We start from the raw sequence: 22,666 nt of genomic DNA, 5'->3' as shown, positions 1-22,666 counted from the left end.
GACGTGGATCTCGTTCGGAGCCGATCAACGGCAGCCATGTCGGTGTCGAGTCCACCGCGACGGGCGACGGTCCCGGGGCGAACCGCGGCGCGACGCGGAGCACCGCTCCGTCCCGGGGTGTCGCGACCGGAGGGACGCGACCGCCCACAGTGCTCCCGGGACGGAGCGGTGGATCGGGGGCGACCGGCGCGAGGGCGGGCGGTCGCGGGTCAGGCCCGACGGCGTCGGGCGGGCGGGTTCGAGCGGGCGGGGCTCAGCGCAGGGCGAGCTCCCGGGGGACGGGGACGGGGGTGAAGCCCGCGGCCTCGACGCGGCCCGGGTCGTGGCGGAGGCACGCGACCGTCCGACGGGGGTCGTCGCCGGGGACGTCGGGGGCGACGAGCTCGGGCTGGACGTGCGCGCACGCGTCGAAGACGAACGGGCAGCGCGCGCGGAACGGGCAGCCGGAGGGCAGCCGGGCGAGGTCCGGCGGGGAGCCGGGGATGCCGCCGAGCTCGCGACGAGGACCGCGCAGGGGCGGGAAGGAGTGCAGCAGCCCGTTCGAGTAGGGGTGGCGGGGGCGGCGGTAGACGTCCTGCGCGGTGGCGTCCTCGACGATCTCGCCGGCGTACATGATCGCGATGCGGTCGGCGATCTCGATCAGGAGCGAGACGTCGTGCGTGATGAAGATGACGGAGAACCCGAGGCGGTCGCGGAGCTCGGCGATCTGCTCGACGATCTGCCGCTGCATGACGACGTCCAACGCCGTGGTGGGCTCGTCCATGATGAGGACCTGCGGGTCCAGGGCCAGCGCCATGGCGATCATCACGCGCTGCCGCATGCCGCCGGACAGCTGGTGCGGGTAGGCGCGCAGCCGGTCGGGCGAGATGCCGACCATGTCGAGCAGGTCGGCGGCGCGCTCCAGGGCCTCCTTCTGCGACACCGACGGCCGGTGCGCGCGGATCGCGTCGGCGATCTGCCGCCCGACCCGGAACACGGGGTTGAGCGAGTTCATCGCGCCCTGGAAGACGATCGCGAGGTCCTGCCAGCGCGACGCGCGGAGCTCGGCGTCGGACATCGACAGGATGTCGGCGGTCGAGCCGTCGCGGCCGTGGAACAGCACCTGCCCGCCGGTGATGAGCCCGGGCGGCGGGAGCAGCCGCGTCGCGGCGTACGCGAGCGTCGACTTGCCGCAGCCGGACTCCCCGGCCAGGCCGAGGACCTCGCCGCGGTTCAGGGTGAGCGACGCCTGGCGCAGCACGTGCACCGGGTTCTCGTCGTAGCCGTAGTCGACGGACAGGTTGCGGATCTCGAGCACCGGGTCCGCGGTGCGCCGACCAGGTGCGACGGGGACGGCGCTCACGACCGGTCCTCCTTGGCCTCGTGCACGACCGGCGTGAAGCCGATGCGCGGGCGGATGCCGCGCTTGCGCAGCGTGCGGGCGTGCAGGCCCGTCGAGCGCAGACGCGGGTTGACGAACTCGTCGATGCCGAAGTTGATGAGCGTGAGGGCCATGCCGAGCAGGGCGATGCACAGGCCCGCGGGGACGAACCACCACCACGCGCCGCGCTGGAGCGCGAGGTTGCCCTGCGCCCAGAACAGGATGGTCCCCCAGTTCCACTCGGACACCGACGTGACGCCGATGAACGCGAGCGTGATCTGGGACAGGACCGCGAACGTCACGGTGCCGACGAACCCGGCGGCGATGATCGCGGTGAGGTTCGGCAGGATCTCCGCGAGCACGATGCGCCAGGTCCGCTCGCCGTTGGCGCGTGCGGCCTCGACGAAGTCGCGCTTGCGCAGGGACAGCGTCTGGGCGCGCAGGACGCGCGCGCCCCACGCCCAGCCGGTGACCGCGATGACGGCGGCGACCGTGAGCCCGCCCGCCGACGGGAGCTGGCCCGCGATGAGGATGATGAGCGGCAGCTGCGGGATCACCAGGAAGATGTTCGACAGCGCGGACAGCGTCTCGTCGCCCGCTCCCCCGACGAACCCCGCGGTGACGCCGATGAGGACGCCGATCACGGTCGCCAGCACGCCCGCGACGAGCCCGACCACGAGCACGCCCCGGGTCCCGACGAGCACCTGCGACAGGATGTCCTGGCCCAGATGCGTCGTGCCGAACCAGTGCGCGCCCGACGGTGGCTGCAGGATGTCGGGGCTCACGGCGCTCGGGTCGTAGGGCGCGATCCACTCGCCGATGACGGCGAGCACCGCGAAGAACCCGAGGATCGCGAGGCCGGTGAGGGCCTTGCCGTTGCGCAGGAACAGCAGCTTGCGCTTGCCGGCGACGGGTGCGGTCGCGTCGGTCGCGACGTCCTCGGTGTCGGTGAGGACGGATGTCTCGACGGCCATGTCAGCCCTCCTGCCGGGTGCGCGGGTCGAGCGCGGCGTAGACGAAGTCCGCGACGATGTTCGCGACCAGCACGGACAGGGTGATCACGAGGAAGCAGCCCTGCATGAGCGTGTAGTCGTGGTTGGTCGTCGCGTTGTAGAGCAGGAAGCCGATGCCCGGGTAGGAGAAGACCATCTCCATGATGAGCGTCCCGCCGACGATGAAGCCGAGGGACAGGGCGAACGACGAGATCTGCGGGAGCACCGCGTTGCGGGCGGCGTAGCCGAAGATCACGGCCCGCTCCGACAGGCCCTTCGCCTGCGCGACCGTCACGTAGTCCTCCGACGAGACGGTCACCATCATGTTGCGCATCCCGAGGATCCAGCCGGCGATCGACGAGACGACGATCGTGAGCGCGGGCAGCGTCCCGTAGTAGAGGACGGACCCGATGAACTCGGGGGTGAACGCGGGCACCATCGACCGGTCGTAGGCGCCCGACGACGGGAACCAGCCGAGGTTCACCGAGAAGATCGCGATGACGACGAGCCCGAGCCAGAAGTACGGGACCGCGGAGAAGAACGTCGAGATCGGCAGCAGCGAGTCGGCCCACGTGCCGCGCCGCCACCCGATGCCCGTGCCGAGCAGGGTCCCGACGACGAACGCGATGATCGTCGCGACGCCGACCAGGCCGACCGTCCACGGCAGCGTCTGCTGGATCATCTCCGCGACGGGCGTCGGGTAGTACGTGAACGAGACGCCGAGGTTCCCGTGCAGCAGCAGGTTCCAGTAGTCGAGGTACTGCTGCCAGACCGACCTCTGCTCGTCGAGGCCGAAGAGCGTGCGGATCGCGGCCTCGGCGGACGAGTCCAGACGGCCCTGGCTCTTCGCCATGATCGCCTTGACGGGGTCGCCGGGCATGAGCCTCGGGATGATGAAGTTGATGGTCACCGCGGCCCAGGCGGTGACGACGTAGAAGATGCCGCGGCGGACGAAGAACCTCACCGGTCGCCCTCCTTCAGGGTCTCGACGGCGACGGTCTCGGTCGGCGCCTCGTCGTCGGACGCGTGCAGCAGGTCGACGTCGATCGCGGGCCGCTCGCCGTACGCGTCGAGCACGTCGCCCAGCCGCGGCCGGTCGGGCCGGTCGGAGTAGCCCCAGCACGCGGCCTCGCGGCCCTCGCCGACGGCGAGCAGCGGCGGCACCTCGGTGCGGCACAGGTCGACGGCGAACGGGCAGCGCGGGTTGAACCGGCACCCGGTCGGCGGGCGCACGAGCGACGGCGCCTCCCCGCGGGCACCCCGGGCGCGCGCGTCGAGGTCGTCCGGGTCGGGCGCGGACCGCACGAGGAGCTGCGTGTACGGGTGCTTCGGGTCCTGCGTCACCGACTCGGAGTCGCCGGTCTCGACGATGCGCCCGGCGTACATGACCATCGTCCGGTCGGCGAAGTACCGGGCCGACGCGATGTCGTGCGTGATGTAGAGGATCGCGATCTGCAGGCGGTCGCGCAGGTCGCGCAGCAGGTTGAGGATGCCGAGGCGGATCGACACGTCGAGCATCGAGATCGGCTCGTCGGCCAGCAGGACCTCGGGGTCCGCGGCCAGCGCACGCGCGATCGCGACGCGCTGCCGCTGCCCGCCGGACAGCTCGTGCGGGAACTTGTCGACGTACCGCTCGACGGGCGTGAGCTGCACGCGCTCGAGCAGCGTCGTCAGGGCGTCCTCGAGGTCCGCGCCGCGCAGCCTGCCCTGGTGGATCCGGACGCTGCGGGTCAGCGTGTAACGCACGGTGTGCACGGGGTTCAGCGACCCGAACGGGTCCTGGAAGATCATCTGGACGCGCCGCACGTAGCGGCGGAACGCGCGACGGCTGCGCGCCGTCGCGTCCGCGCCGTGCAGCAGGATCTGCCCGCTCGTGGCGGGCGTGAGCTGCGACAGCAGGCGCGCGATCGTCGACTTGCCCGAGCCGGACTCGCCGACGAGCGCGACGACGCGGCCGCGGTGCAGCGCGAGGTTCACGTCGTCGACCGCGTGCACGAGCGCACGACGCCGGAAGGAGCCGGTGACGAAGTGCTTGCGCAGGTCGACGGCCTGCAGGACGGGGGTGTCGGGGGCGCCGGGATCCGCCGGGCGGGTGTCCGGCGTGGCGGGGAGGGTCATGGAGCTCACCTGTCGGCTGGTGGAGGGTCGACGAGGGGTGGCCCCGGGTGCGCGACGGGGAGTCGGCCGCGCGCACCCGGGGACCGGGTCGGTCAGTCCTGCGTCGGCTCGAGCTTCATGACGATCCGCGCCGCCTGCGGACCCGTCGGCTGCGGGTTCGCGTACAGGTCGTCGGCCGTCGGGAAGCCGGTGTAGTTCTTCGTCGAGTACTGCGCGACGGCCGGGCGCGACCAGATGACCAGGCCGGGCACGTCCTCGACGTACGCCTTCTGGATCGTCTCGATCGCGGTCTGCCGCGCGGCGTCGTCGGACGCGCCCTTGAAGTCGGCCAGGGCCTGCGTGACGGCGTCGTTCTTGTACCGGCCGAAGTTCCACGTCGCCGTCTCGCCGAGCGGCACGTACGAGTTGCCGTCCATGAGGTTGGCGTACATGTTCCACGGGGTCGCGCCGCCGTCGGTCCAGTGCAGCGTCGCCTGGAAGTTGCCGAACGGGATGATGTCGTTGAACCAGGCGTCCTGGTTCGCGGCGTTGACCGTGGCGTCGACGCCGAGCTGCGCGGCACCCGTCTTGATGAGGTCGAGCGCGGTCAGGTAGTCGTTCCAGCCCGCGGGGTTCACGAGCTCGAACGTCACGACCTCGCCGTCCGGGTCGACGAGCTTGTCGGACCCGTTCCACGTGTAGCCGGCGTCCGTGAGGATCTGCTTCGCCTCGTCGACGTCGACCTTCAGCTCGTCGCCCTTGAACTCGGGCGCGAGGTACTGCTCGCCCGACGGCATCGGCATGCCGGTCACCGAGTCGATGACGGGCCACACGCCCGAGCCGGCGAGCTCGGAGATCTGCGCGCGGTCGACGACGAGGTTGAGCGCCTTGCGGAACGCGACGTCGTCGAACGGCTTCGTCTCGTTGTTGAGGTAGAGGATGTCGGAGCCGAAGCCACCGCCCGCGACCTGGTGGTGGTGGTCGGGGTCCTTCGCGATGAAGACGTCCTCGTAGTCCGCGATGAACGTCCAGCCCCACTGCGCCTCACCCGTCGTGAGGGCCGTCGTCAGCGCGTTGTTGTCGTTGTACGACGAGTACTGCAGCTTCGCGACCTTCGGCTCGCCGCCCCAGTAGTCGGGGTTCGGGACCAGCGTCGCGGCCTGCGGAGTCCAGGTGTCGAGCAGGTACGGGCCCGTGCCGACCGGCTCGGTGTCCGTGAACGTCGTCGGGTCCTCGTCCTTCCAGATGTGCTCCGGGACGATGACCTGCTGGAGCAGCTTGACCTGGTTGACGTACTGCGACTCGGTGAACGTGATCGTCACCTTGCCGTCGGCGTTCTCGACCTTGTCGATCTGGTCGGGGAAGTTGTTGTTGATCGCCGGGTAGTCGATGAGCAGCTGCAGCGTGAACGCGACGTCGTCCGCCGTGAAGTCCTCGCCGTCGGACCACTTCACGCCGTCGCGCGGGGTGATCGTCGCGGCCGTGTAGTCGTCGGTCCACTCGACCGACTCCGCGAGCCACGGCTCCGGGTCCTCGAGCGGGTTCACGTCGTTGACCTGCATGAGCGACTCGTAGATCACCCACGCGTAGCCGAGCGACTTCGCCGCCGAGCCCGTCGGGATCAGCGGGCTCTGGTTCTCGTTCTGCGGGCCGTTCGGCATGCCGACCGTCAGGACGGCACCGTCACCGCCGGTGCTGTCGTCGGACGTGCCGCCGCCACCCGAGCAGGCGGTGGCGAGCAGCGCGACGGTCGCGACACCGGCCACTATCGTTGCGAGCTTGCGCGTTCTCACGAGTGCCTCCTTGCACTGACTGCTGGTTGTGGGGTCCTGCGGTGCTGCGCTGTGGGATCAGGGGGCGGTCGACGGGATCTCGACGTCGACCGTGAGGCGCAGGTCGCCCGAGGAGCGACCGACGCGGAGCGTGTACGTCCCGGCGGGGGTGACCCAGCCGTGGCCTGCGGTGTCCCAGGTGCGCAGCGTGTCGGCGGGCACGTGCACCCGGGCGGTCGTGCGCTCGCCGGGGGCGGCGTGCACGACGGTGAAGCCGCCGAGCCAGCGGACCGGGCGGTCCGCGGCGGCGGGGGTGCCGGAGCCGGCGGGGGGCTCGACGTAGACCTGGACGACCTCGCGCCCGGCGCGGGGTCCGGTGTTGACGACGGTCACGTCGAGGTCGATCCCGTCGCCCGTCGCGGCGGCGCCCGCGGCCGCGACCTCGGCCGACTCGTGCTCCCACGTCGTCCACCCGAGCCCGTGCCCGAACGGCGCGGCGGGCGTGCGGCCCAGCCGCAGCCACGACCGGTACCCGACGTGGACGCCCTCGTGGTACTCGACGACGCCGTCGACGGGCACCGCGTCGGGCACGGGCACGTCGTCCTCGTGCGCGGGGAGCGTCCACGGCAGCCGGCCCGACGGCTCGGTCACTCCGGTCAGCACGTCCGCGAGCGCCTCGGGCCACTCCTGCCCGCCGAGCCACGCCCAGACGACGCACGGCACCTCGTCGAGCCACGGCAGCAGCACGGGCGCACCGGCGTTGACGACGACGACCGTCCGAGGGTTGGCCGCGAGCACCGCCTTGACGAGCTGGTCCTGCGTGCCGGGCAGCGCGAGGCTCGTGCGGTCGTAGCCCTCGGACTCGATCTCCTCGTTGGTGCCCACGACGACGACCGCGAGGTCGGCCTGCTCGGCGGCCGCGACGGCGTCGGCGAGCAGCTCGTCGGGCGACGTGCCGGGCACGCGGTGCACGAGCTCGGCGCGCGCGAACGACGCGTACCCGACGGGGTGCACGGCCTGGACGTGCGCGTCCACGCCGACGCTCGTCGGCTCGGTCACGTCGAGCACGAGCGTCGCGGGGACGGGCTGGTTGACGGACGAGTCGAGGATGACCTCGGCGCCGACGACCTGGTCGCCGGTCGAGACGACCTGGCCGCCGATCGCGATCAGGTGCCGTCCGACGGTGCCGACGCCGACCTCGTGCCGGCCCGGCTCGTCGAGCCGGACCGTGGTGCGCAGGCGGACGGTGACGGCGTCGTCGCGGACGTCCCGCAGCCAGCCGCCCCAGGTCGTGGTGGTGTGCGCGTCGAGGACCGTGCCGTCGGCGTCGAGCAGCTCGACGAGCACGCCCGCGTCGCCGTCGGGCGTCGTGCAGCGGCCGGCGAGGTCGAGCTGCGGGGGCAGCAGGCGGGAGACCGCACCGGCATGGACGTCGACCTGCGCACCGGCGAAGGCGCCGGTCAGCGCCTCGGCCGGCGTCGACGAGCGCTCGGGCCGGACGTACGCGGAGCCGCCGCCCTGGACGAACGGGCTCACCGCGTTGGGGCCGAGCAGGGCGATGCGGCGGACGTCGTCGGCGGCGAGCGGGAGCGCGCGCTCCTCGTCGCGCAGCACGACCATCGACCGGCCGACGAGCCGGCGCAGCGTGCCGCGCACGTCGACGTCGGCCACCTCGTCCCGGTGCTCTCCGGACGCCTCGACACCGTCGAGCGCCCCCACCCGCTGCGCGAGGCGCAGGATCCGCAGCACCTTGTCGTCGAGCACGGACTCGCTGACCCGGCGGGCCCGGACCGCGTCGAGCAGGCCGTCGCCCCACGGCCCGTCGGGGCCGGGCATCTGCAGGTCGAGCCCGCCGTACGCGGCCTTCTCGACGGTGTTCGTCGCGACCCAGTCGGACACGACGACCCCGTCGAAGCCCCACTCGTCCTTGAGCACGCCGGTGAGGAGCGGCCGGTGCTCGAGGACGGGCGCGGCCGTGGTGCCGTCGTCGACGCCCGAGTACGCGCCCATGACGGACCACGCGCGCGCCTCGCGGACCAGCCGCTCGAAGGGTGCGAGGTAGACCTCGCGGAGCGTCCGCTCGTCGACGCGGGACAGGTACGTGGTGCGCTCGGTCTCGGAGTCGTTGGCGACGAAGTGCTTGACGCACATGCCGACGCCGCGGTCCTGCGCGCTGCGCACGACGTGCACGGCGATCTCGCCGGTGAGCGCGGGGTCCTCGGAGTAGCACTCGAAGTGCCGGCCGCCGACGGGTGTGCGCTGGAGGTTGACCTGCGGCGCGAGGACGAGGTCGACGCCGTGCCGGCGGGCCTCGGCGGCGAACAGCGTGCCGACCTCGTCGGCGAGGTCGACGTCCCACGTCGCGGCGAGCGCGCTGGGGGCGGGGAACGACGCCGCCGTCTCGGTGGGGTCGTCGCTCACGCCGCGGACGCCCGCGGGGCCGTCGGAGACATGCATGGCGCGCAGGCCGATCCGCGGGATCGCGGTCGTGGACCACAGGCCCGCCCCGACGACCAGACGCACCTTCTCCTCGGTCGTGAGCTGCCGGAGCAGCCCGTCGAGGTGGGCGTCGGGCCGGGTGGCCGCGGTGGTGTCGGTCGACACGGGATGTCTCTCCGTCCGGACGTCGTCGTTGCCGTCGAAGCGCAGTCAAGCACAACTTACTGACTTGTTAGTAAGTCGGTAGGTCACAGTATGGTTTCGGCCATGGACGACGCCGTCACCCCCGGGACGGGCACCCCCGCGCCCGCCAAGCGCACCCGCCGACCCCGGCAGGCCACCGCCGAGCGCCGCGCGGAGATCCTGCGCGCCGCCGCGCACACCTTCGGCTCCAAGGGCTACAAGACGGGGTCCCTCGCCGAGGTCGCCGAGCAGGTCGGGATCACGCACGCGGGCGTCCTGCACCACTTCGGGTCCAAGGAGCAGCTGCTCGTCGAGGTCCTCGAGTACCGCGACAAGGAGGACGTCCGCGACCTCGAGGGCCAGCACATCCCCGGCGGCATCGAGCTGTTCCGGCACCTCGTGCGGACCGCCCGCATGAACGCCGAGCGCCGCGGCATCGTCCAGGGCTACACCGTCCTCACCGGCGAGTCCGTCACCGAGAACCACCCCGCCCGCGGCTGGGTGACCAACCGCTTCAGCATCCTGCGCGGCGAGATCGCCGACGCGATCGGCGAGGTCGGCGGTCCCGGCGTCGACCGCGAGACCGCCGAGCGCGCCGCGAGCGCGATCATCGGCGTCATGGACGGCCTCCAGGTGCAGTGGCTGCTCGACGACGCCGTCGACCTGTCCGAGTCCACCGCGTTCGCGATCGAGGCGATCCTCACCGCTGCGCTCGCCGGCACCGGAAGGCCGCACCCGCTGCGCTGACCTGCGGCGCCGCCGGGACCCGTCGCGCTCAGCAGATTCACAGGAACGGTTCAGGGCCGGCCAAGGTCGCGCACCGACGATCGGGTCATGACGACCTCGACCCTGCGCCGGCCCGACACCCTCACCCGCGCCGACGGCTCCCCCGTCCGGGCGCTCGTCGTCGACGACGAGCCCACCCTCGCCGAGCTCCTGTCCACCGCCCTGCGCTACGAGGGCTGGACCGTCGAGCACGCGCTCACCGGCCACGCCGCCGTCCGCCAGGCCAAGGCGTCGACCCCCGACGTCATCGTCCTCGACGTCATGCTCCCCGACCTCACCGGCCTCGAGGTGCTGCGCCGCATCCGCGCCGGCCACCCGAACGTGCCCGTCCTGTTCCTCACCGCCAAGGACGCCGTCGAGGACCGCATCACCGGCCTCACCGCGGGCGGCGACGACTACGTCACCAAGCCGTTCAGCCTCGAGGAGGTCGTGGCGCGGCTCCGCTCGCTCCTGCGCCGCGCCGGTGCCGTGTCCGCGCGCGAGGAGGCCGTGCTGCGGGTCGGTGACCTGACCCTCGACGAGGACTCGCACGAGGTCACGCGCGGCGGCGACGACATCCGCCTCACCGCGACCGAGTTCGAGCTGCTGCGCTACTTCATGCGCAACCCCAGGCGCGTGCTCTCCAAGGCGCAGATCCTCGACCGCGTCTGGCAGTACGACTTCGGCGGGCAGGCGAACATCGTCGAGCTCTACGTCTCCTACCTGCGCCGCAAGATCGACAAGGGCCGCACCCCGATGCTGCACACGCTGCGCGGCGTCGGGTACGTGCTCAAGCCCGCGTGACCAGCGCCGGCCCAGCCGCGCGCCGCCCGTCGGCCACCGCGACGGCCGGGCCCGTCGCGCGGCTGCGCGACCGGACGACAGCGCTGCGCGACCGCGCGACCGGTGCGCTCCCCCGCCCACGCTGGACGCTGCGCCGACGGCTCGTCGCGCTCGTCGTCGCGCTCGTCGCGGTCGTCGCGGTCGCCGTCGGCGGGCTGACCACGCTCGCGCTGCGCGGGTCGCTCGTCGCGCAGCTCGACGACGACCTCACAGGCGCGCACAACCGCTTCATGATGTGGTCCGACGACGGGCCCGTCGGGACCGGCGCGGCGTCCGGCGGCGGTGACGTCGTCCTCCACCGCTTCCCGGCGGAAGCGCCGCCCGTCGGCCTGCCCGGCCAGGAGGTCGGCACCGTGACGTTCGCCGCCGAGCCCGGCCAGACCGCCGCCGACGTCACCGCCGCCTACCTGCTCCGGTCCGGCGAGCAGCGCGTCGTCCCGACCGAGGCCGTCGAGACGCTGCTCGCCCTGCCGCACGACGGCCAGATCCGTGAGGTCGGCCTCGCCGGGGTCGGCGAGTACCGCGCGCTGGTCAGCACGACGCGTGGCGGCGACGCAGCCGTGACCGCGATGCCCACCGCGACCGTCACCCGCACCCTGGGTGCCTACGTGCTCATGGTCGGCGTCGTCGCGCTGCTCGCCGTGCTCGCCGCCGCCGCAGCCGGCCTCGTCCTCGTCCGCCGCGAGCTGCGCCCCCTCACGCGTGTCGCCGCGACCGCCGCGCGCGTCTCGCGCCTCCCCCTCGACCGCGGCGAGGTCGTCCTCGCCGACCGCGTCCCCGCCGCCGACACCGACACCGCGACCGAGGTCGGGTCCGTCGGCGCCGCGCTCAACCGCCTGCTCGGGCACGTCGAGGGTGCGCTCTCCGCCCGGTACGCGTCCGAGTCGCAGGTCCGGCAGTTCGTCGCCGACGCGTCGCACGAGCTGCGCACGCCGCTCGCGTCGATCCGCGGCTACGCCGAGCTGGTCCGCCGCCTGCCCGACGACCTGCCGCCCGAGGCCCTCGTCGCCATGGCGCGCGTCGAGTCCGAGTCGCAGCGCATGACCGCGCTCGTCGAGGACATGCTGCTGCTCGCCCGCCTCGACGCCGGCCGCCCCCTGGACACCGAGCCCGTCGACCTCGCGATGCTCGCCGTCGACGCCGTCACCGACGCGCACGCCGCCGGCCCCGACCACACGTGGTCGCTCGACCTGTCCGGCCTGCCGGACGACGAGAGCGCCGACGAGCCGGGCGCCGTCGTCGTCGGCGACGACCACCGCCTCCGCCAGGTGCTGGCCAACCTGCTGTCGAACGCGCGCCTGCACACGCCCGCGGGCACGTCGGTCACCGTGCGCGTGGCCCGTCGCGGCTCCGAGGTGGTGCTCGACGTCGTCGACCACGGTCCCGGCATCCCCGCCGACCTGCGCGACCGGCTCTTCGAGCGGTTCGTCCGCGGCGACGCCTCCCGCAACCGCGCCGCAGGCTCGACCGGCCTCGGCCTGTCCATCGCGCACGCCGTGGTCACCGCCCACGGCGGCACCCTCACCGTCGGCGAGACCGCAGGCGGCGGCACGACGTTCACCGTCCGCCTCCCGGCAGCCCCACCCGACGACGCCACCATCCCCACCTCCCCCGCACCCGCCCTCGTCGACGCCTGAACCGGCTCCGCCGGACCGGCGCGATGACTACGGTCGGCTCCGTGACCCACGAGACGACGCAGGCTCCCGCACGCGACCTGCGCACGCGCGACGGCGAGGCAGCCCGGTGACCGCCGCCTACGACCTCTGGTTCGAGACGGCCGACGGTGCGGCCGACCACCCCGCACGCCCGGCGACGTGGCCCCGGCCCGCGTCGGCGCCGGCGGGGTGGATCGGGAGCGCCGGGCCGGGCATCGACCCCGCGACGTGGCCGCGCGGCACGCAGACCGGCCTGCCGATGTTCCACGCGATCACGCTGCTCCTGCCGCCCGCGTTCCGCCGTCGCGGAGCCGACCTGCCCGCGATCGCCTTCTTCCAGGGCGAGGGACAGTTCGCGCGACCGCGGACGGCCACCGACGAGGACGACCCCTTCGTCGTCGACTGCGCTCAGGCCGTGGACCACCCGAACCTGGGCCGACGCGTCGACCTCATCGACGGCGAGTTCGCGCTCCTCTGGCTCACCCGGGACGAGTACGACCGCGGCCCGACCGCCCCGCCCGCCGACCCGCGACGACCCGGTGAGCACGTCGCCGACGACGAGGGTCCCAACGCGTGGGACTCGCACGAGCCGACACGACTCGTCTGGCTCGTGGACCGGCCCGACCCCAACGCGGGGCACGCGCCCGTCGACGCGATGCACGCCGGCGACACGCCCGGCTACGTCTCCCCGTACGACGCCGGCTTCCAGCGGCTGCCGTGGGCGGCCGCGCTCGCGTGGAGCCACCTCGGCGGGACCGCGTTCCCCGTGCAGTCACAGCAGGACGGGTTCACGCCCTGGTACCTCGAGCTCGACGAGCTGCCCGGTCTCAACTTCGGCGGCGGCAACGCCCAGGTCGACCTCGAGTCGGACGCCTTCGACTGGTCCTGCGGCTGACGCACGCCCCGCCGCCGCGTCGCCGGTTGTCGCGCGGCGGGCCGCGACCGGCTGGGCTGCCGCGCTGGCTGTCGCGCGGCGGGCCGCTACCGGGTGGGCTGCCGCGCGGCGGCGACGAAGCGGTCGAGCGCGGCGGCGACGTCCGGCCCGGCACCGGGCTCGTGCCCGGGCACCGGTGACGACCGGATCGCGAGCGCCGGCCGTCCCGTCGCGCCGAGGCGGTCAGCCGCGAGCAGCGCGGCCCCGGCGGCGACAGGCTCGGCCTCCGCGACCAGCCGCAGCGGCGTGGGGCTGATGCGCGCCTTGAGGCGCAGCCACGCCGGGTTGGCCGTCATCGGCCCGCCGAGCACCGCGACCGACGTCGGCGCTCCGGTCCCGGCGAGACGGCTCTGCTCGTCGAGCATCCATCGCGCCTGCAGCGCCAGGCCGGCGAGCAGGCCGAACGTCGCCTGCGCGGTCGACCGGCCGTCGACGGCACCGAGGACGCGCGGTGCGGCGGTCGGGTCCGGGTCGGGGGTCTGGCGGCCGGAGACGTACGGCAGGACGAGCAGGTCGAGCGGGGCGTCGCCGAGGTCCGCGACCTCGGCCATGAGCGTGTCGACGTCGACACCGGACGCGCGCGTCCGCAGCCACCAGCCGACAGCCGCCCCCGCGCTCGACGAGCCCGCGAGCAGGGCAGGGTGCTCGCCGGTGACCGTCCGGACCAGGCTCATCCCGGCCGCGGCGACAGGAGCGGGCACGGGGTCCGACGTGAGGATCGTGCAGACCGCCTCCGCGGTGCCGACCGAGTCGGCGGCCTCTCCCGGGCGCCGCACGCCCGCGGCCCAGGTGCCGACCGGGTGGTCGTGGCCCGCGATCGTCACCGGCGTCCCGGCCGCCAGCCCGGCGTCGGTGAACGGGCCGTCGACGACCCGTCCGAGCAGCTCTCCTGGGGCCAGCACCTCGGGCACCTGCGACGGCCGCAGACCGACCTCGGCCAGCAGGTCGGCGTCGAAGGCGGTCGGGAGGTCACCTGGTCGCCCGAGCCGGTAGGCGCCGGTGCGTCCGGCGAGCGTGTGGTCCGTCGCGAGCCGACCGGCGAGCAGCAGCCCGACGAGGTCGGCCGCGCCCGCCCACCGGCCGGCGGTGCCACCGGCGTGCAGGGCGTCGGGGTCGTGCGTGCGCAGCCACTGCCACGTCGCGAGCGGGACCTTCGCGCTGGCGCGGACCCCGGTGGCGGCGAACAGGTCGGCGCGGCCGATCCGGGCCGCGAGCGCGTCGGCCTCGGCACCCGCGCGGTGGCCGTCCCAGCGCAGCCAGTCGCCGCGCGGGGTGCCGTCGGGGGCGAGCGGCACGCCCGTCTCCGCCATCGACGCGATGCCGACGGCGACGGGGGCGGGGCCGGCCGGGAGCACGCGCGCGACGAGACCGGCGAGGACGACGGCGGCCTCGCCGGGCGACGGTGTCGGCGCGGCCGACACGGCGAGCACGCGCGGCGTGAGCACGTCGACGAGCGCGACCTTGGTGTTGGTGGTCCCGACGTCCACCCCGAGCGCGGTCAGCACCGCCCCATCCTCGGGCATCCCCGACCGACCGCGCCGAGTTCGCGAACCCGGCACCTGGTGGCGGGCTCGGCGACCGCGCTGACGAGTCGCGAGCCGGGGGCGGGGCAGCCCCGGGTCAGGAGCGGGGGCGCCAGAGGACCAGGGCGCCGGTGTCCTGGCGCGGGCGGCGGCGGGTCTCGCGGACCGTGCGCTGGACGGCGACGACGTCGCCGCGCGGGTCGGCGGTGAAGACGCGACGGCCGGGCTCGACGAACGCGCGCAGGTACTCGACCTGGCGGCGCAGCCCGTCGACCTCGGCCTCGAGCTCGAGGATGCGCTTGATCCCGGCGAGGTTGACGCCCTCGTCCTGCGAGAGCCGCTGCACCTCGCGGAGCGTCGCGATGTCGCGCAGCGAGTACCGCCGTCCGCGCCCGCTGGTCCGCCCCGGCGACACCAGGCCGAGCCGGTCGTACTGGCGGAGCGTCTGCGGGTGCATGCCCGCGAGCTCGGCGGCGACCGAGATCACGTAGACCTTCGCGTCGTCCGACACCACGTCACCTCACCACCTCTCGCGTCGACCGGTCCTGGCGTCTGCCGGGTCGACGTGAGGTGCCGGGCGGTCGTCGCACCGGCACCTCACGTCGGCTCACTTCCTGGCGGCGTCCAGCAGGTCGGCGCGCACGTCCTCGCCGGACGTCGCGATGCCGAACGCCTGCACCGCCTCGCGTGCCGCGGCGGACAGCCGCTGCGGCACGACGACCTGCACGGTGACGAGCAGGTCGCCCACGCCCTTCGGCGTGGTGATGCCCTTGCCCTTGACCCGCAGCACGCGGCCCGACGGCGTGCCCTCGGGCACGCGGACCTTGACGGTCCCGCCGTCGAGCGTCGGCACCTCGATGGTCGCGCCGAGCGCGGCCTCGTCGAACGCGACGGGCACGGTGACCCGCAGGTTCGGGCCGTCCGACGAGAAGACGGGGTGCGGCGTGACGTGCACGGTGACGACGAGGTCGCCGGGCGGGCCGCCCGCGTCACCGGGGCGCCCCTTGCGGGGCAGCCGGATCTTCTGGCCGTCGCGCACGCCGGCGGGGATGCGGGCGGTGAACGAGCGACCCTCGACGGTCAGGCCGACGGTCGACCCCTCGGTGGCCTGCCGGAACGGCAGCGTCACCTCGGCGGCCAGGTCGGCCCCCTGCTGCGGTCCGCGAGCGCCGCCGAAGCCGCCCTGGTTGAACAGCCCGCCCAGGAGGTCCTCGAACCCGGCCCCGCCGGCGCCGCCCGCACCCGGGGACGTCGAGTAGCGGACGCGCCCGCCGGGACCGTTGGCCCCGCCGAACATGCCGCCGAACAGGTCCTCGAAGCCGGCGTTGCCGCCGCCGCGACCGCCCGCCGTGAAGCGGGCGCCGCCCGCCATGGCGCGCAGCTGGTCGTACTGCTGGCGCTGCTCGGTGTCGGACAGGACCGCGTAGGCCTCGCCGATCTCCTTGAACTTCGCCTCCGCGACCGCGTCACCCGGGTTGTGGTCCGGGTGCATGCTGCGCGCGAGCTTGCGGTACGCCTTCTTGATGGTCGCGGCGTCGGCGTCCTTGGGGACGCCGAGAACCGCGTAGAAGTCCTTCTCGAGCCAGTCCTGCCCGGTCACGGCGCCTCCCTCCTGGTGGTGATGATCGTCAGCCCTCCGGGTCCACGACCGCCACGCGGGCGGCACGCAGGATGCGGTCGGCCGTGCGGTAGCCGTGCTGGAGCACCATCTGGACGGTGGGCTCCGTGACCTCCGCGGAGTGCGAGTGCATGAGCGCCTCGTGCACCGCGGGGTCGAAGGCCTCGCCGGCCTGACCGTACTGCTCGACGCCCGCGCGCTGGAGCGTGGTCGTCAGCTTCTCGGCGATCGACGCGAACGGGCCGGTCAGGTCGCCGTGCTGGCGGGCCAGCTCGATGTCGTCGAGCACCGGGATGAGCGCCTCCGCGAGCGACGCGACGCCGCGGTCGTGCGCGGCCAGGACCTCGGCCTTGGACCGCTTCACGTACGCCGAGTACTGCTGCTCGAGGTTGTAGTGCGCCGCCTGCGCGCGCTGCAGCTCCTCGAGCCGCTCGGCCGCGAGCTTCTGCGACTCGATCAGTCCCTCCAGGACGACCTCCTCCTCCGCTCCCTGCGCGATCGACTCCGCGTCGGCGAGCACCTGCTCCTCCGGCGTGGGCTGGCGCACCTCGCCCGTCTCCGGGTCGATGCGCCGCTTGTCGGTGAACCGGGGCGTCCCCTCGGCGGGGTCGGGCTGGCCCGACCCCGCCTCCGGACGGTCGTTCTCGCTCGTCACTTCTTGTCGTCCTCGTCGTCGACGATCTCGGCGTCGACGACGTCCTCGTCGGAGGTCGTCGACTCACCCGGGTTGTCCGTCGCGCCGGGCGCGTCGGCCGGGGCCGACTGCTGCTGCGAGTAGATCGCCTCGCCGATGCGCTGGCTGACGGTCGCGAGGTGCTGCGTCTTGGCCTTGACGGCCTCCACGTCGGTGCCCTCGAGGGCCGTCTTGAGCTCGCCGACCGCGGCCTGGACGTCGGTCTTGACGTCGTCGGGCAGCTTGTCGGCGTTGTCGACGAGGAGCTTCTCGGTCGAGTAGACGAGCTGCTCGGCGGAGTTGCGCGCCTCGGCGTCCTCGCGACGCTTCTTGTCCTCGGCCGCGTGCTCCTCGGCCTCCTTCACCATGCGGTCGATGTCCTCCTTGGGGAGCGCGGACCCGCCGGTGATCGTCATCGACTGCTCCTTGCCCGTGCCGCGGTCCTTGGCGGAGACGTGCACGATGCCGTTCGCGTCGATGTCGAAGGTGACCTCGATCTGCGGCACGCCGCGCGGCGCCGGCGCGATGCCGGTGAGCTCGAACGTGCCGAGCGGCTTGTTGTCCCGCGCGAACTCGCGCTCGCCCTGGAACACCTGGATGAGGACGGACGGCTGGTTGTCCTCGGCCGTCGAGAAGATCTCCGAGCGCTTGGTCGGGATGGCCGTGTTGCGCTCGATGAGCTTCGTCATGACGCCGCCCTTGGTCTCGATGCCGAGCGACAGCGGCGTGACGTCGATGAGCAGGACGTCCTTGCGGTCGCCCTTCATGACGCCGGCCTGCAGCGCGGCACCGACCGCGACGACCTCGTCCGGGTTGACGCCCTTGTTGGGCTCCTGCCCGCCCGTGAGCTCCTTGACGACCTCGGTCACCGCAGGCATGCGGGTCGAGCCGCCGACGAGCACGACGTGGTCGATCTGGTCGAGCTTGATGCCCGCGTCGCGGATGACCGCGTGGAACGGGGCCTTGGTGCGGTCGATCAGGTCCTGCGTCATCTGCTGGAACTGCGCACGCGTGAGCTTGGTGTCCAGGTGGACCGGGCCGTTCTCGCTCATGCTCAGGTACTGCAGGCTGATGTTGGTCGCCGTCGCGGACGACAGCTCCTTCTTGGCCTGCTCCGCCGCCTCGCGCAGACGCTGCAGGGCGATCTTGTCCTTCGACAGGTCGACGCCCGTCGTGTTCTTCACCTCGGAGACGAGGTGGTCGACGATGCGCTGGTCCCAGTCGTCACCGCCGAGGCGGTTGTCGCCGGACGTCGCGCGGACCTCGATCGTCGAGAAGCCGTCGTCGTCCTTGCCCACCTCGAGGAGGGACACGTCGAACGTGCCGCCACCGAGGTCGAAGACGAGGATGAGCTCGTCCTCCTTGCCCTTCTCGAGGCCGTAGGCCAGGGCCGCCGCGGTGGGCTCGTTGATGATGCGCAGGACGTTGAGGCCCGCGATGGTGCCCGCGTCCTTCGTCGCCTGACGCTCGGCGTCGTTGAAGTACGCCGGGACCGTGATGACCGCGTCGGTGACGGGCTCGCCCAGGTACGCCTCGGCGTCACGCTTGAGCTTGGAGAGCACGCGCGCCGAGATCTCCTGCGCCGTGTACTTCTTGTCGTCGATCGCGACGGACCAGTCCGTGCCCATGTGGCGCTTGACCGACGTGATGGTGCGGTCGACGTTCGTGACGGCCTGCCGCTTGGCGATCTCGCCGACCAGCACCTCACCCGTCTTGGAGAACGCGACGACGGACGGCGTCGTGCGCGACCCCTCCGCGTTGGCGATGACCGTGGGCTCGCCACCCTCGAGGACCGAGACGACGGAGTTCGTCGTGCCGAGGTCGATGCCGACTGCTCGTGCCATGTGTGGTGCCTTCCTTCTGCTGTCCGGGTCTGCGGGGCCCTGGTCGCGGTGCTGCGAGCGGGCCACTCTTGAGTCCGCCGGGCTCAAGTCTGCGTCGCGGTGTCCCGCTGCGCAACCTCGGACCGTCGAACTTGAGTCTGCTTGGCTCAACTCCGGGCGGCCACCCGTTGTTCCCACGGCGCGCCTGACGACCGAGACACGAGGAGGCCGGAGCTACCGGCTCGCTCAGAGCTCCCGGACGGTCAGCAGGCTCCGGCCGTCGACGGACCGGGCCACCACCGTGCCCGTCTCGTGGAACCCGAGCTTCTCCAGCACCCGGCGCGACGCCACGTTCCAGTCCCACACGGTCGCCCACAGCCGGGGGCAGCTCGACTCGCGCGCCCAGCCGACCACCGCCTGGCCGGCCTCGGTGGCGTAGCCGCGGCCGTGCGCCGACCGCAGCAGCTCGAAGGCCAGCTCGGGCTCGTCGGGCGGCGCGTCCGCGTGGTCCATCAGGCCGCAGTACCCGATCACCTCGGCCGTGTCCCTGCGTCGCACGGCGAGAAGCCCGGGCTCGTCCGCGAGCTGCCCGGCGACGTCCGCCACAGTCGGCCGGCCGTCGGCGTCGATCCGCCGATGCGCCGGCACCCGCAGGTCCCTCTCCGTCCACAGCCGGCGGTACGTCGCAGCCTCGTCGACGCTGCGCGGGCGCAGCACGAGGCGATCGGTCTCGAGAGCGCGCGGCACGCGGATCGGCGCCATGCGGCGATGGTGTCACGACGAGGTGACCGAGCAGCCGTGGGTGCTCGCGGTGTCAGTCCTCGCCGGTGAGCATCGTGCGGAGCTCGCTGATCCGTCCGTCACGGACCGTGATGACGTCGATCCCGCGGACGACCGGCGCGCCGGGCGGTCCGAACCTCCAGGCGAGCGCACCCGTGCTGGTGCCGACGTATCGGGGGCCGTCCTCGGCGAACTCGAAGGTGGCGGGGACCCTTCCGAGCAGCGCCCCGGCCCGCTCGTCGAGGGCGGCGCGGCCCGTGACGGTCCCCTCAGGCTCCGTGAACGTGACGTCGTCGGTGTAGGTGTCGGCGATCACCCGGCGGCGAGCGTCCGCGTCCCGGTTGTTGAAGACGCGGTGCAGGTTGGTACCGAGGAGCTCACGAACGTCAGCCATGGGACCTCCATCGAGCGGGTGCGCGATACCGGGGCGCGGGTGCTCGTCGAGGAGGTCCACAGCCCCGCGCCGGTCGTCCGGGCATCGTCGCACCCGCACGCCCCTCCGGGTCAACAGGCCGAGGTCGACGGACTACTGCTCGATCCCGACCGCGTCCTGGCCGACCCAACCGGGCGCCTCCGGGTCCACCGTGGAGCCACCGACGAGCGTCCGCAGGCTCGCCTCGAGGTTCGCGAGCTCCGCGGCGCCCAGCTTCGCCTCCCACCGGGCGCGAAGGTCCTCGAAGACGGCTTCGCCCTCCCTCAGGAGGTCCAGCCCCCGGGCGGTGACCCGGAGCCGGTTGCGGCGGGCGTCGGACGGGTCCGGGTCGCTCGCCACGTAGCCGCGCGCGACGAGGACCGCGATGGTCTTCGCGGCCGCCTGCTTGGACACGGACAGGCGTCGTCCGACGTCGGACGCGCTGTCGGCACCGGCGATGATCGCGCGCATCGCGAACTCGTGCGTCGGGCGGAAGTCGTCGTAGCCGCGCGCGGCCAGCTCGGCCATCGCACCGTCCACCAGCGTGCGGAAGCCGCCCAGCAGCAGGAGGGCGAGGTCGGCGCCGGATCGCGACATGACGAGGAGCCTAGGCACTCCGATGGACATCGACAACCAGGCTGTCTATTGTTGGTAGACAACCGGGTTGTCTATTCGAGGAGTCCGCGATGCCTACCACGAGCGCGACCATCCCCGCGGTCGTCCACCACACCGCACGGATCAACGGTGCGCAGATCCACTACGTGACCGCGGGCGTCGCCGGGTCGCCCATCCTGCTCGTGCACGGGTTCCCGGAGACGTGGTGGGCGTTCCACAAGGTCATCCCGCTGCTCTCGCTCGCCCACCGGGTCGTCGCCGTGGACCTGCGCGGCTTCGGCGACTCCAGCACCGCCGACGACGGCCACGACAGCACGACCGCGGCGGAGGACCTGCACGGGCTCATCGAGCACCTCGGCTGGGGACCTGTGCACGTGACCGCGCAGGACATCAGCGGAGGAACCGTCTTCCGGCTCGTGGCCGCGCACCCGCAGGACGTCCTCAGCCTCACGGCGATCGAGACGGGCCTGGCCGGGTTCGGCCTCGAAGGTCTGGCCGACGTCACGCGCGGCGGTTCCTGGCACATCGGCGCCCTGACGGCGACCGGCATCCCGGAGCTGCTGTTCGCGGGCCGAGAGCGCGACCTGCTCGCCCAGTGGGCCTTCCCGAGCATGACCGGCGTCGCCGGCTCGGTCACCGACGCCGACGTGGACGAGTTCGCGCGCACCTACGCCCGCCCCGACGGCTGGCGCGGGGCCGTCGGCCTCTACCGCTCGATGCTCACCGAGGGCGACGACCTCCGGGCCTTGGCCGGGTCGAGCCCGCTGACCGTCCCCGTGCTCGCCGTCGGCGCCGGCGGTGGACCGTTCACCTCCGCGACGCTCGGCCAGGTCACGGCAGGTGACGTCGCCGCTGTCCAGCTCGAGGGCGTCGGTCACTACGCCGCCCTGGAGGCTCCCGAGGCGCTCGCGGCGGCGATCCTCGACTTCACCGGCTCCGTCGATGCGACGTGACCAGGGACGCCGGCGCGGTGGCCACTGCTTCGGGCCATCACATGCATCGCCTCCACCCTTGTGCAGCGGCGACCACGAGCCGATGAACTTCCCATGGTCACCAGACGGTTCGACGTCGAGGTCCCGGACGGGCAGCACCTCGGCTTCTCACGGGACACCGACGGCGCATACCGCGCGCACCTCTTCGACGACGACACGAACCGCCTCGTCGGGCACGCCGAGCTGAGGGAGCCGGACGAGGACGAGTCGGAGTGGTCGGGCGCCTACGGGTCCGGGTCGAGCTCGACGAGGCCGGAGGCTCGCGAGCTCACTCCGGAGGAGATCGCGCAGGCGCTCGAGGCGCTGGCGGCCCTCGTGCTGGTGGTCGCGTCGCTCGCGTCGGCTGCCGCGCCGCACGTCAGGCGATGGTGGACGGGCGCTGCCGGTGCGGCGAGAGCGGCAGGCGCGCGGGGGCGTTCGGTCGCGAAGTCGTCCACGGAGCAGGCGGTCAACGCCCTCCGGTCGACCTGGGGGAAGGTCGCCCGGACGGGGAGGCCCGACGGGCCCCGCGCGTACGAGGTGGTGTCGACCGACGAAGCTCGACCCCAGGCCGCGTCCTCCACCGCGCTGGAGGTGGCCTTCCAGGACTACCGCGCCCGCATGAGCAGTGCCGAGGCGCGGGAGCGGTTCGTCGCAGCCCTCCTGGCGAAGGCGTTCAGCGAGGAGCAGATGCGGCTTCTGCGCAGCGTGACGATCGAGGACGACGACGGCGAGGTGGCGCTCGGAGACCTGCTCGAGACGCCCACCCCGCAGCAGATCGGCGAGACCGTACGACTCATGCTCGAGAAGAACCCGTCGTTGCTCGACGGCGACTCGTTGGCCGCACTGGGGGACCTGTTCGGGAGGGGAGCGCCGGGCCGTGAGCACCACCCGCTGAAGGTGCGACGGCTCGTGGATCCCGCACCAGGACCCGACGGTCCGCACGCGAGCGCAGGGCCGCGCTGAACGCAGGCCGCCTGCGGGGGCTCGTCGGACTCGCCCGTCGCCGCGCTCATCCCGAGCGGTGATTCCGCCGATGCAGGGCCATGCGCGTCTTCCCCTCCCTCTTCGGCGACGTGCTCAGCCCGGTCGGCGCTGCCGTCCTGCTGCTCCTCGTCGTCGCCGGCCTCCTGCTCGCGCGGAGACGCCGGTAGCCAGGCAGCGACGGTGAGCGCCTCGCGAGCCGTCACCCGGCTGCTCGGCTCGACGTC

At 73.2% G+C, this 22,666-nt stretch carries 20 protein-coding genes; 6 read left to right on the top strand and 14 right to left on the bottom strand.

The features are described 5' to 3' along the window. Positions 1-253: 253 nt before the first annotated feature. The 6 genes from GXP71_RS18815 to GXP71_RS18790 form a co-directional block, all read right to left on the bottom strand. Entirely contained in the window at positions 254-1,342 is a 1,089-nt protein-coding gene (locus GXP71_RS18815; protein WP_162353926.1) for an ABC transporter ATP-binding protein, read from the bottom strand. Further along, a complete protein-coding gene (locus tag GXP71_RS18810) occupies positions 1,339-2,334 on the bottom strand; it encodes an ABC transporter permease (RefSeq protein WP_162353925.1) in 996 nt (331 codons plus the stop codon). Before GXP71_RS18810 ends, GXP71_RS18815 begins: the two co-directional genes overlap by 4 nt. 1 nt (position 2,335) lies before the next feature. After that, complete coding sequence (locus GXP71_RS18805; protein WP_124343170.1) at positions 2,336-3,316, bottom strand: ABC transporter permease; 981 nt, start codon at positions 3,314-3,316, stop codon at positions 2,336-2,338. Beyond that, on the bottom strand, positions 3,313-4,470 hold the full coding sequence (locus GXP71_RS18800) for an ABC transporter ATP-binding protein (protein WP_162353924.1): 1,158 nt from the start codon (positions 4,468-4,470) through the stop codon (positions 3,313-3,315). The genes GXP71_RS18805 and GXP71_RS18800 overlap by 4 nt, the downstream gene beginning before the upstream one ends. 92 nt (positions 4,471-4,562) lie before the next feature. After that, positions 4,563-6,215, bottom strand: coding sequence for an ABC transporter substrate-binding protein (locus tag GXP71_RS18795; RefSeq protein WP_238402499.1), 1,653 nt, complete (start codon positions 6,213-6,215; stop codon positions 4,563-4,565). An 84-nt stretch (positions 6,216-6,299) separates the two neighbouring features. After that, the gene (locus GXP71_RS18790; protein ID WP_162353922.1) at positions 6,300-8,825 is read right to left on the bottom strand and encodes a beta-glucosidase; all 2,526 of its coding nucleotides are present in this window, start codon (positions 8,823-8,825) and stop codon (positions 6,300-6,302) included. A gap of 90 nt (positions 8,826-8,915) precedes the next feature. Between GXP71_RS18790 and GXP71_RS18785 the strand changes: the two genes are divergently transcribed. The 4 genes from GXP71_RS18785 to GXP71_RS18770 all read left to right on the top strand — a co-directional run bounded on the left by GXP71_RS18785 (position 8,916) and on the right by GXP71_RS18770 (position 13,001). After that, positions 8,916-9,590, top strand: a complete 675-nt coding sequence (locus GXP71_RS18785; protein WP_162353921.1) for a TetR/AcrR family transcriptional regulator — start codon at positions 8,916-8,918, stop codon at positions 9,588-9,590. 87 nt (positions 9,591-9,677) lie between these two features. After that, complete coding sequence (locus GXP71_RS18780) at positions 9,678-10,412, top strand: response regulator transcription factor (protein ID WP_162353920.1); 735 nt, start codon at positions 9,678-9,680, stop codon at positions 10,410-10,412. After that, complete coding sequence (locus GXP71_RS18775; RefSeq protein ID WP_304515695.1) at positions 10,409-12,088, top strand: cell wall metabolism sensor histidine kinase WalK; 1,680 nt, start codon at positions 10,409-10,411, stop codon at positions 12,086-12,088. The genes GXP71_RS18780 and GXP71_RS18775 overlap by 4 nt, the downstream gene beginning before the upstream one ends. A gap of 106 nt (positions 12,089-12,194) precedes the next feature. Beyond that, on the top strand, positions 12,195-13,001 hold the full coding sequence (locus GXP71_RS18770; RefSeq protein WP_162353919.1) for a hypothetical protein: 807 nt from the start codon (positions 12,195-12,197) through the stop codon (positions 12,999-13,001). Between the two features lie 86 nt (positions 13,002-13,087). Here the strand turns inward: GXP71_RS18770 and GXP71_RS18765 are convergent, their stop codons facing one another. From GXP71_RS18765 to GXP71_RS18730, 8 genes are all read right to left on the bottom strand, one after another. Beyond that, positions 13,088-14,545 carry an L-fuculokinase gene (locus GXP71_RS18765; RefSeq protein WP_162353918.1) on the bottom strand — a complete coding sequence of 486 codons (1,458 nt, stop codon included), beginning with the start codon at positions 14,543-14,545 and terminating at the stop codon, positions 13,088-13,090. A gap of 115 nt (positions 14,546-14,660) precedes the next feature. Next, the gene (locus tag GXP71_RS18760; RefSeq protein ID WP_202924287.1) at positions 14,661-15,074 is read right to left on the bottom strand and encodes a heat shock protein transcriptional repressor HspR; all 414 of its coding nucleotides are present in this window, start codon (positions 15,072-15,074) and stop codon (positions 14,661-14,663) included. Positions 15,075-15,170: 96 nt separating this feature from the next. Then, on the bottom strand, positions 15,171-16,163 hold the full coding sequence (locus GXP71_RS18755) for a DnaJ C-terminal domain-containing protein (protein WP_124343178.1): 993 nt from the start codon (positions 16,161-16,163) through the stop codon (positions 15,171-15,173). Positions 16,164-16,191: 28 nt separating this feature from the next. Continuing rightward, a complete protein-coding gene (locus GXP71_RS18750; RefSeq protein WP_162353916.1) occupies positions 16,192-16,836 on the bottom strand; it encodes a nucleotide exchange factor GrpE in 645 nt (214 codons plus the stop codon). Then, positions 16,833-18,698, bottom strand: a complete 1,866-nt coding sequence (gene dnaK, locus GXP71_RS18745) for a molecular chaperone DnaK (protein WP_162353915.1) — start codon at positions 18,696-18,698, stop codon at positions 16,833-16,835. The genes GXP71_RS18750 and dnaK overlap by 4 nt, the downstream gene beginning before the upstream one ends. Positions 18,699-18,923: 225 nt before the next feature. Then, positions 18,924-19,439, bottom strand: coding sequence for a GNAT family N-acetyltransferase (locus tag GXP71_RS18740; protein ID WP_162353914.1), 516 nt, complete (start codon positions 19,437-19,439; stop codon positions 18,924-18,926). 52 nt (positions 19,440-19,491) lie between these two features. Further along, the gene (locus GXP71_RS18735; RefSeq protein ID WP_162353913.1) at positions 19,492-19,851 is read right to left on the bottom strand and encodes a nuclear transport factor 2 family protein; all 360 of its coding nucleotides are present in this window, start codon (positions 19,849-19,851) and stop codon (positions 19,492-19,494) included. A gap of 132 nt (positions 19,852-19,983) precedes the next feature. After that, a complete protein-coding gene (locus GXP71_RS18730; RefSeq protein ID WP_162353912.1) occupies positions 19,984-20,466 on the bottom strand; it encodes a MarR family winged helix-turn-helix transcriptional regulator in 483 nt (160 codons plus the stop codon). Positions 20,467-20,555: 89 nt separating this feature from the next. Here GXP71_RS18730 and GXP71_RS18725 point away from each other — a divergent pair, with 89 nt between their 5' ends. Both GXP71_RS18725 and GXP71_RS18720 read left to right on the top strand, forming a co-directional pair. Then, positions 20,556-21,437 (top strand): alpha/beta fold hydrolase, encoded by an 882-nt coding sequence (locus GXP71_RS18725; protein ID WP_162353911.1) that lies wholly within the window; start codon positions 20,556-20,558, stop codon positions 21,435-21,437. 93 nt (positions 21,438-21,530) lie between these two features. Beyond that, positions 21,531-22,421 (top strand): hypothetical protein, encoded by an 891-nt coding sequence (locus GXP71_RS18720; RefSeq protein WP_162353910.1) that lies wholly within the window; start codon positions 21,531-21,533, stop codon positions 22,419-22,421. The last annotated feature ends 245 nt before the right edge of the window (positions 22,422-22,666 follow it).

It is taken from the genome of Cellulomonas sp. H30R-01, assembly GCF_010119915.1.
Classification (GTDB): domain Bacteria; phylum Actinomycetota; class Actinomycetes; order Actinomycetales; family Cellulomonadaceae; genus Cellulomonas; species Cellulomonas algicola.
Note: the sequence above shows the minus strand (reverse complement) of the source record. Positions and strands in the feature narration are given on the sequence as shown.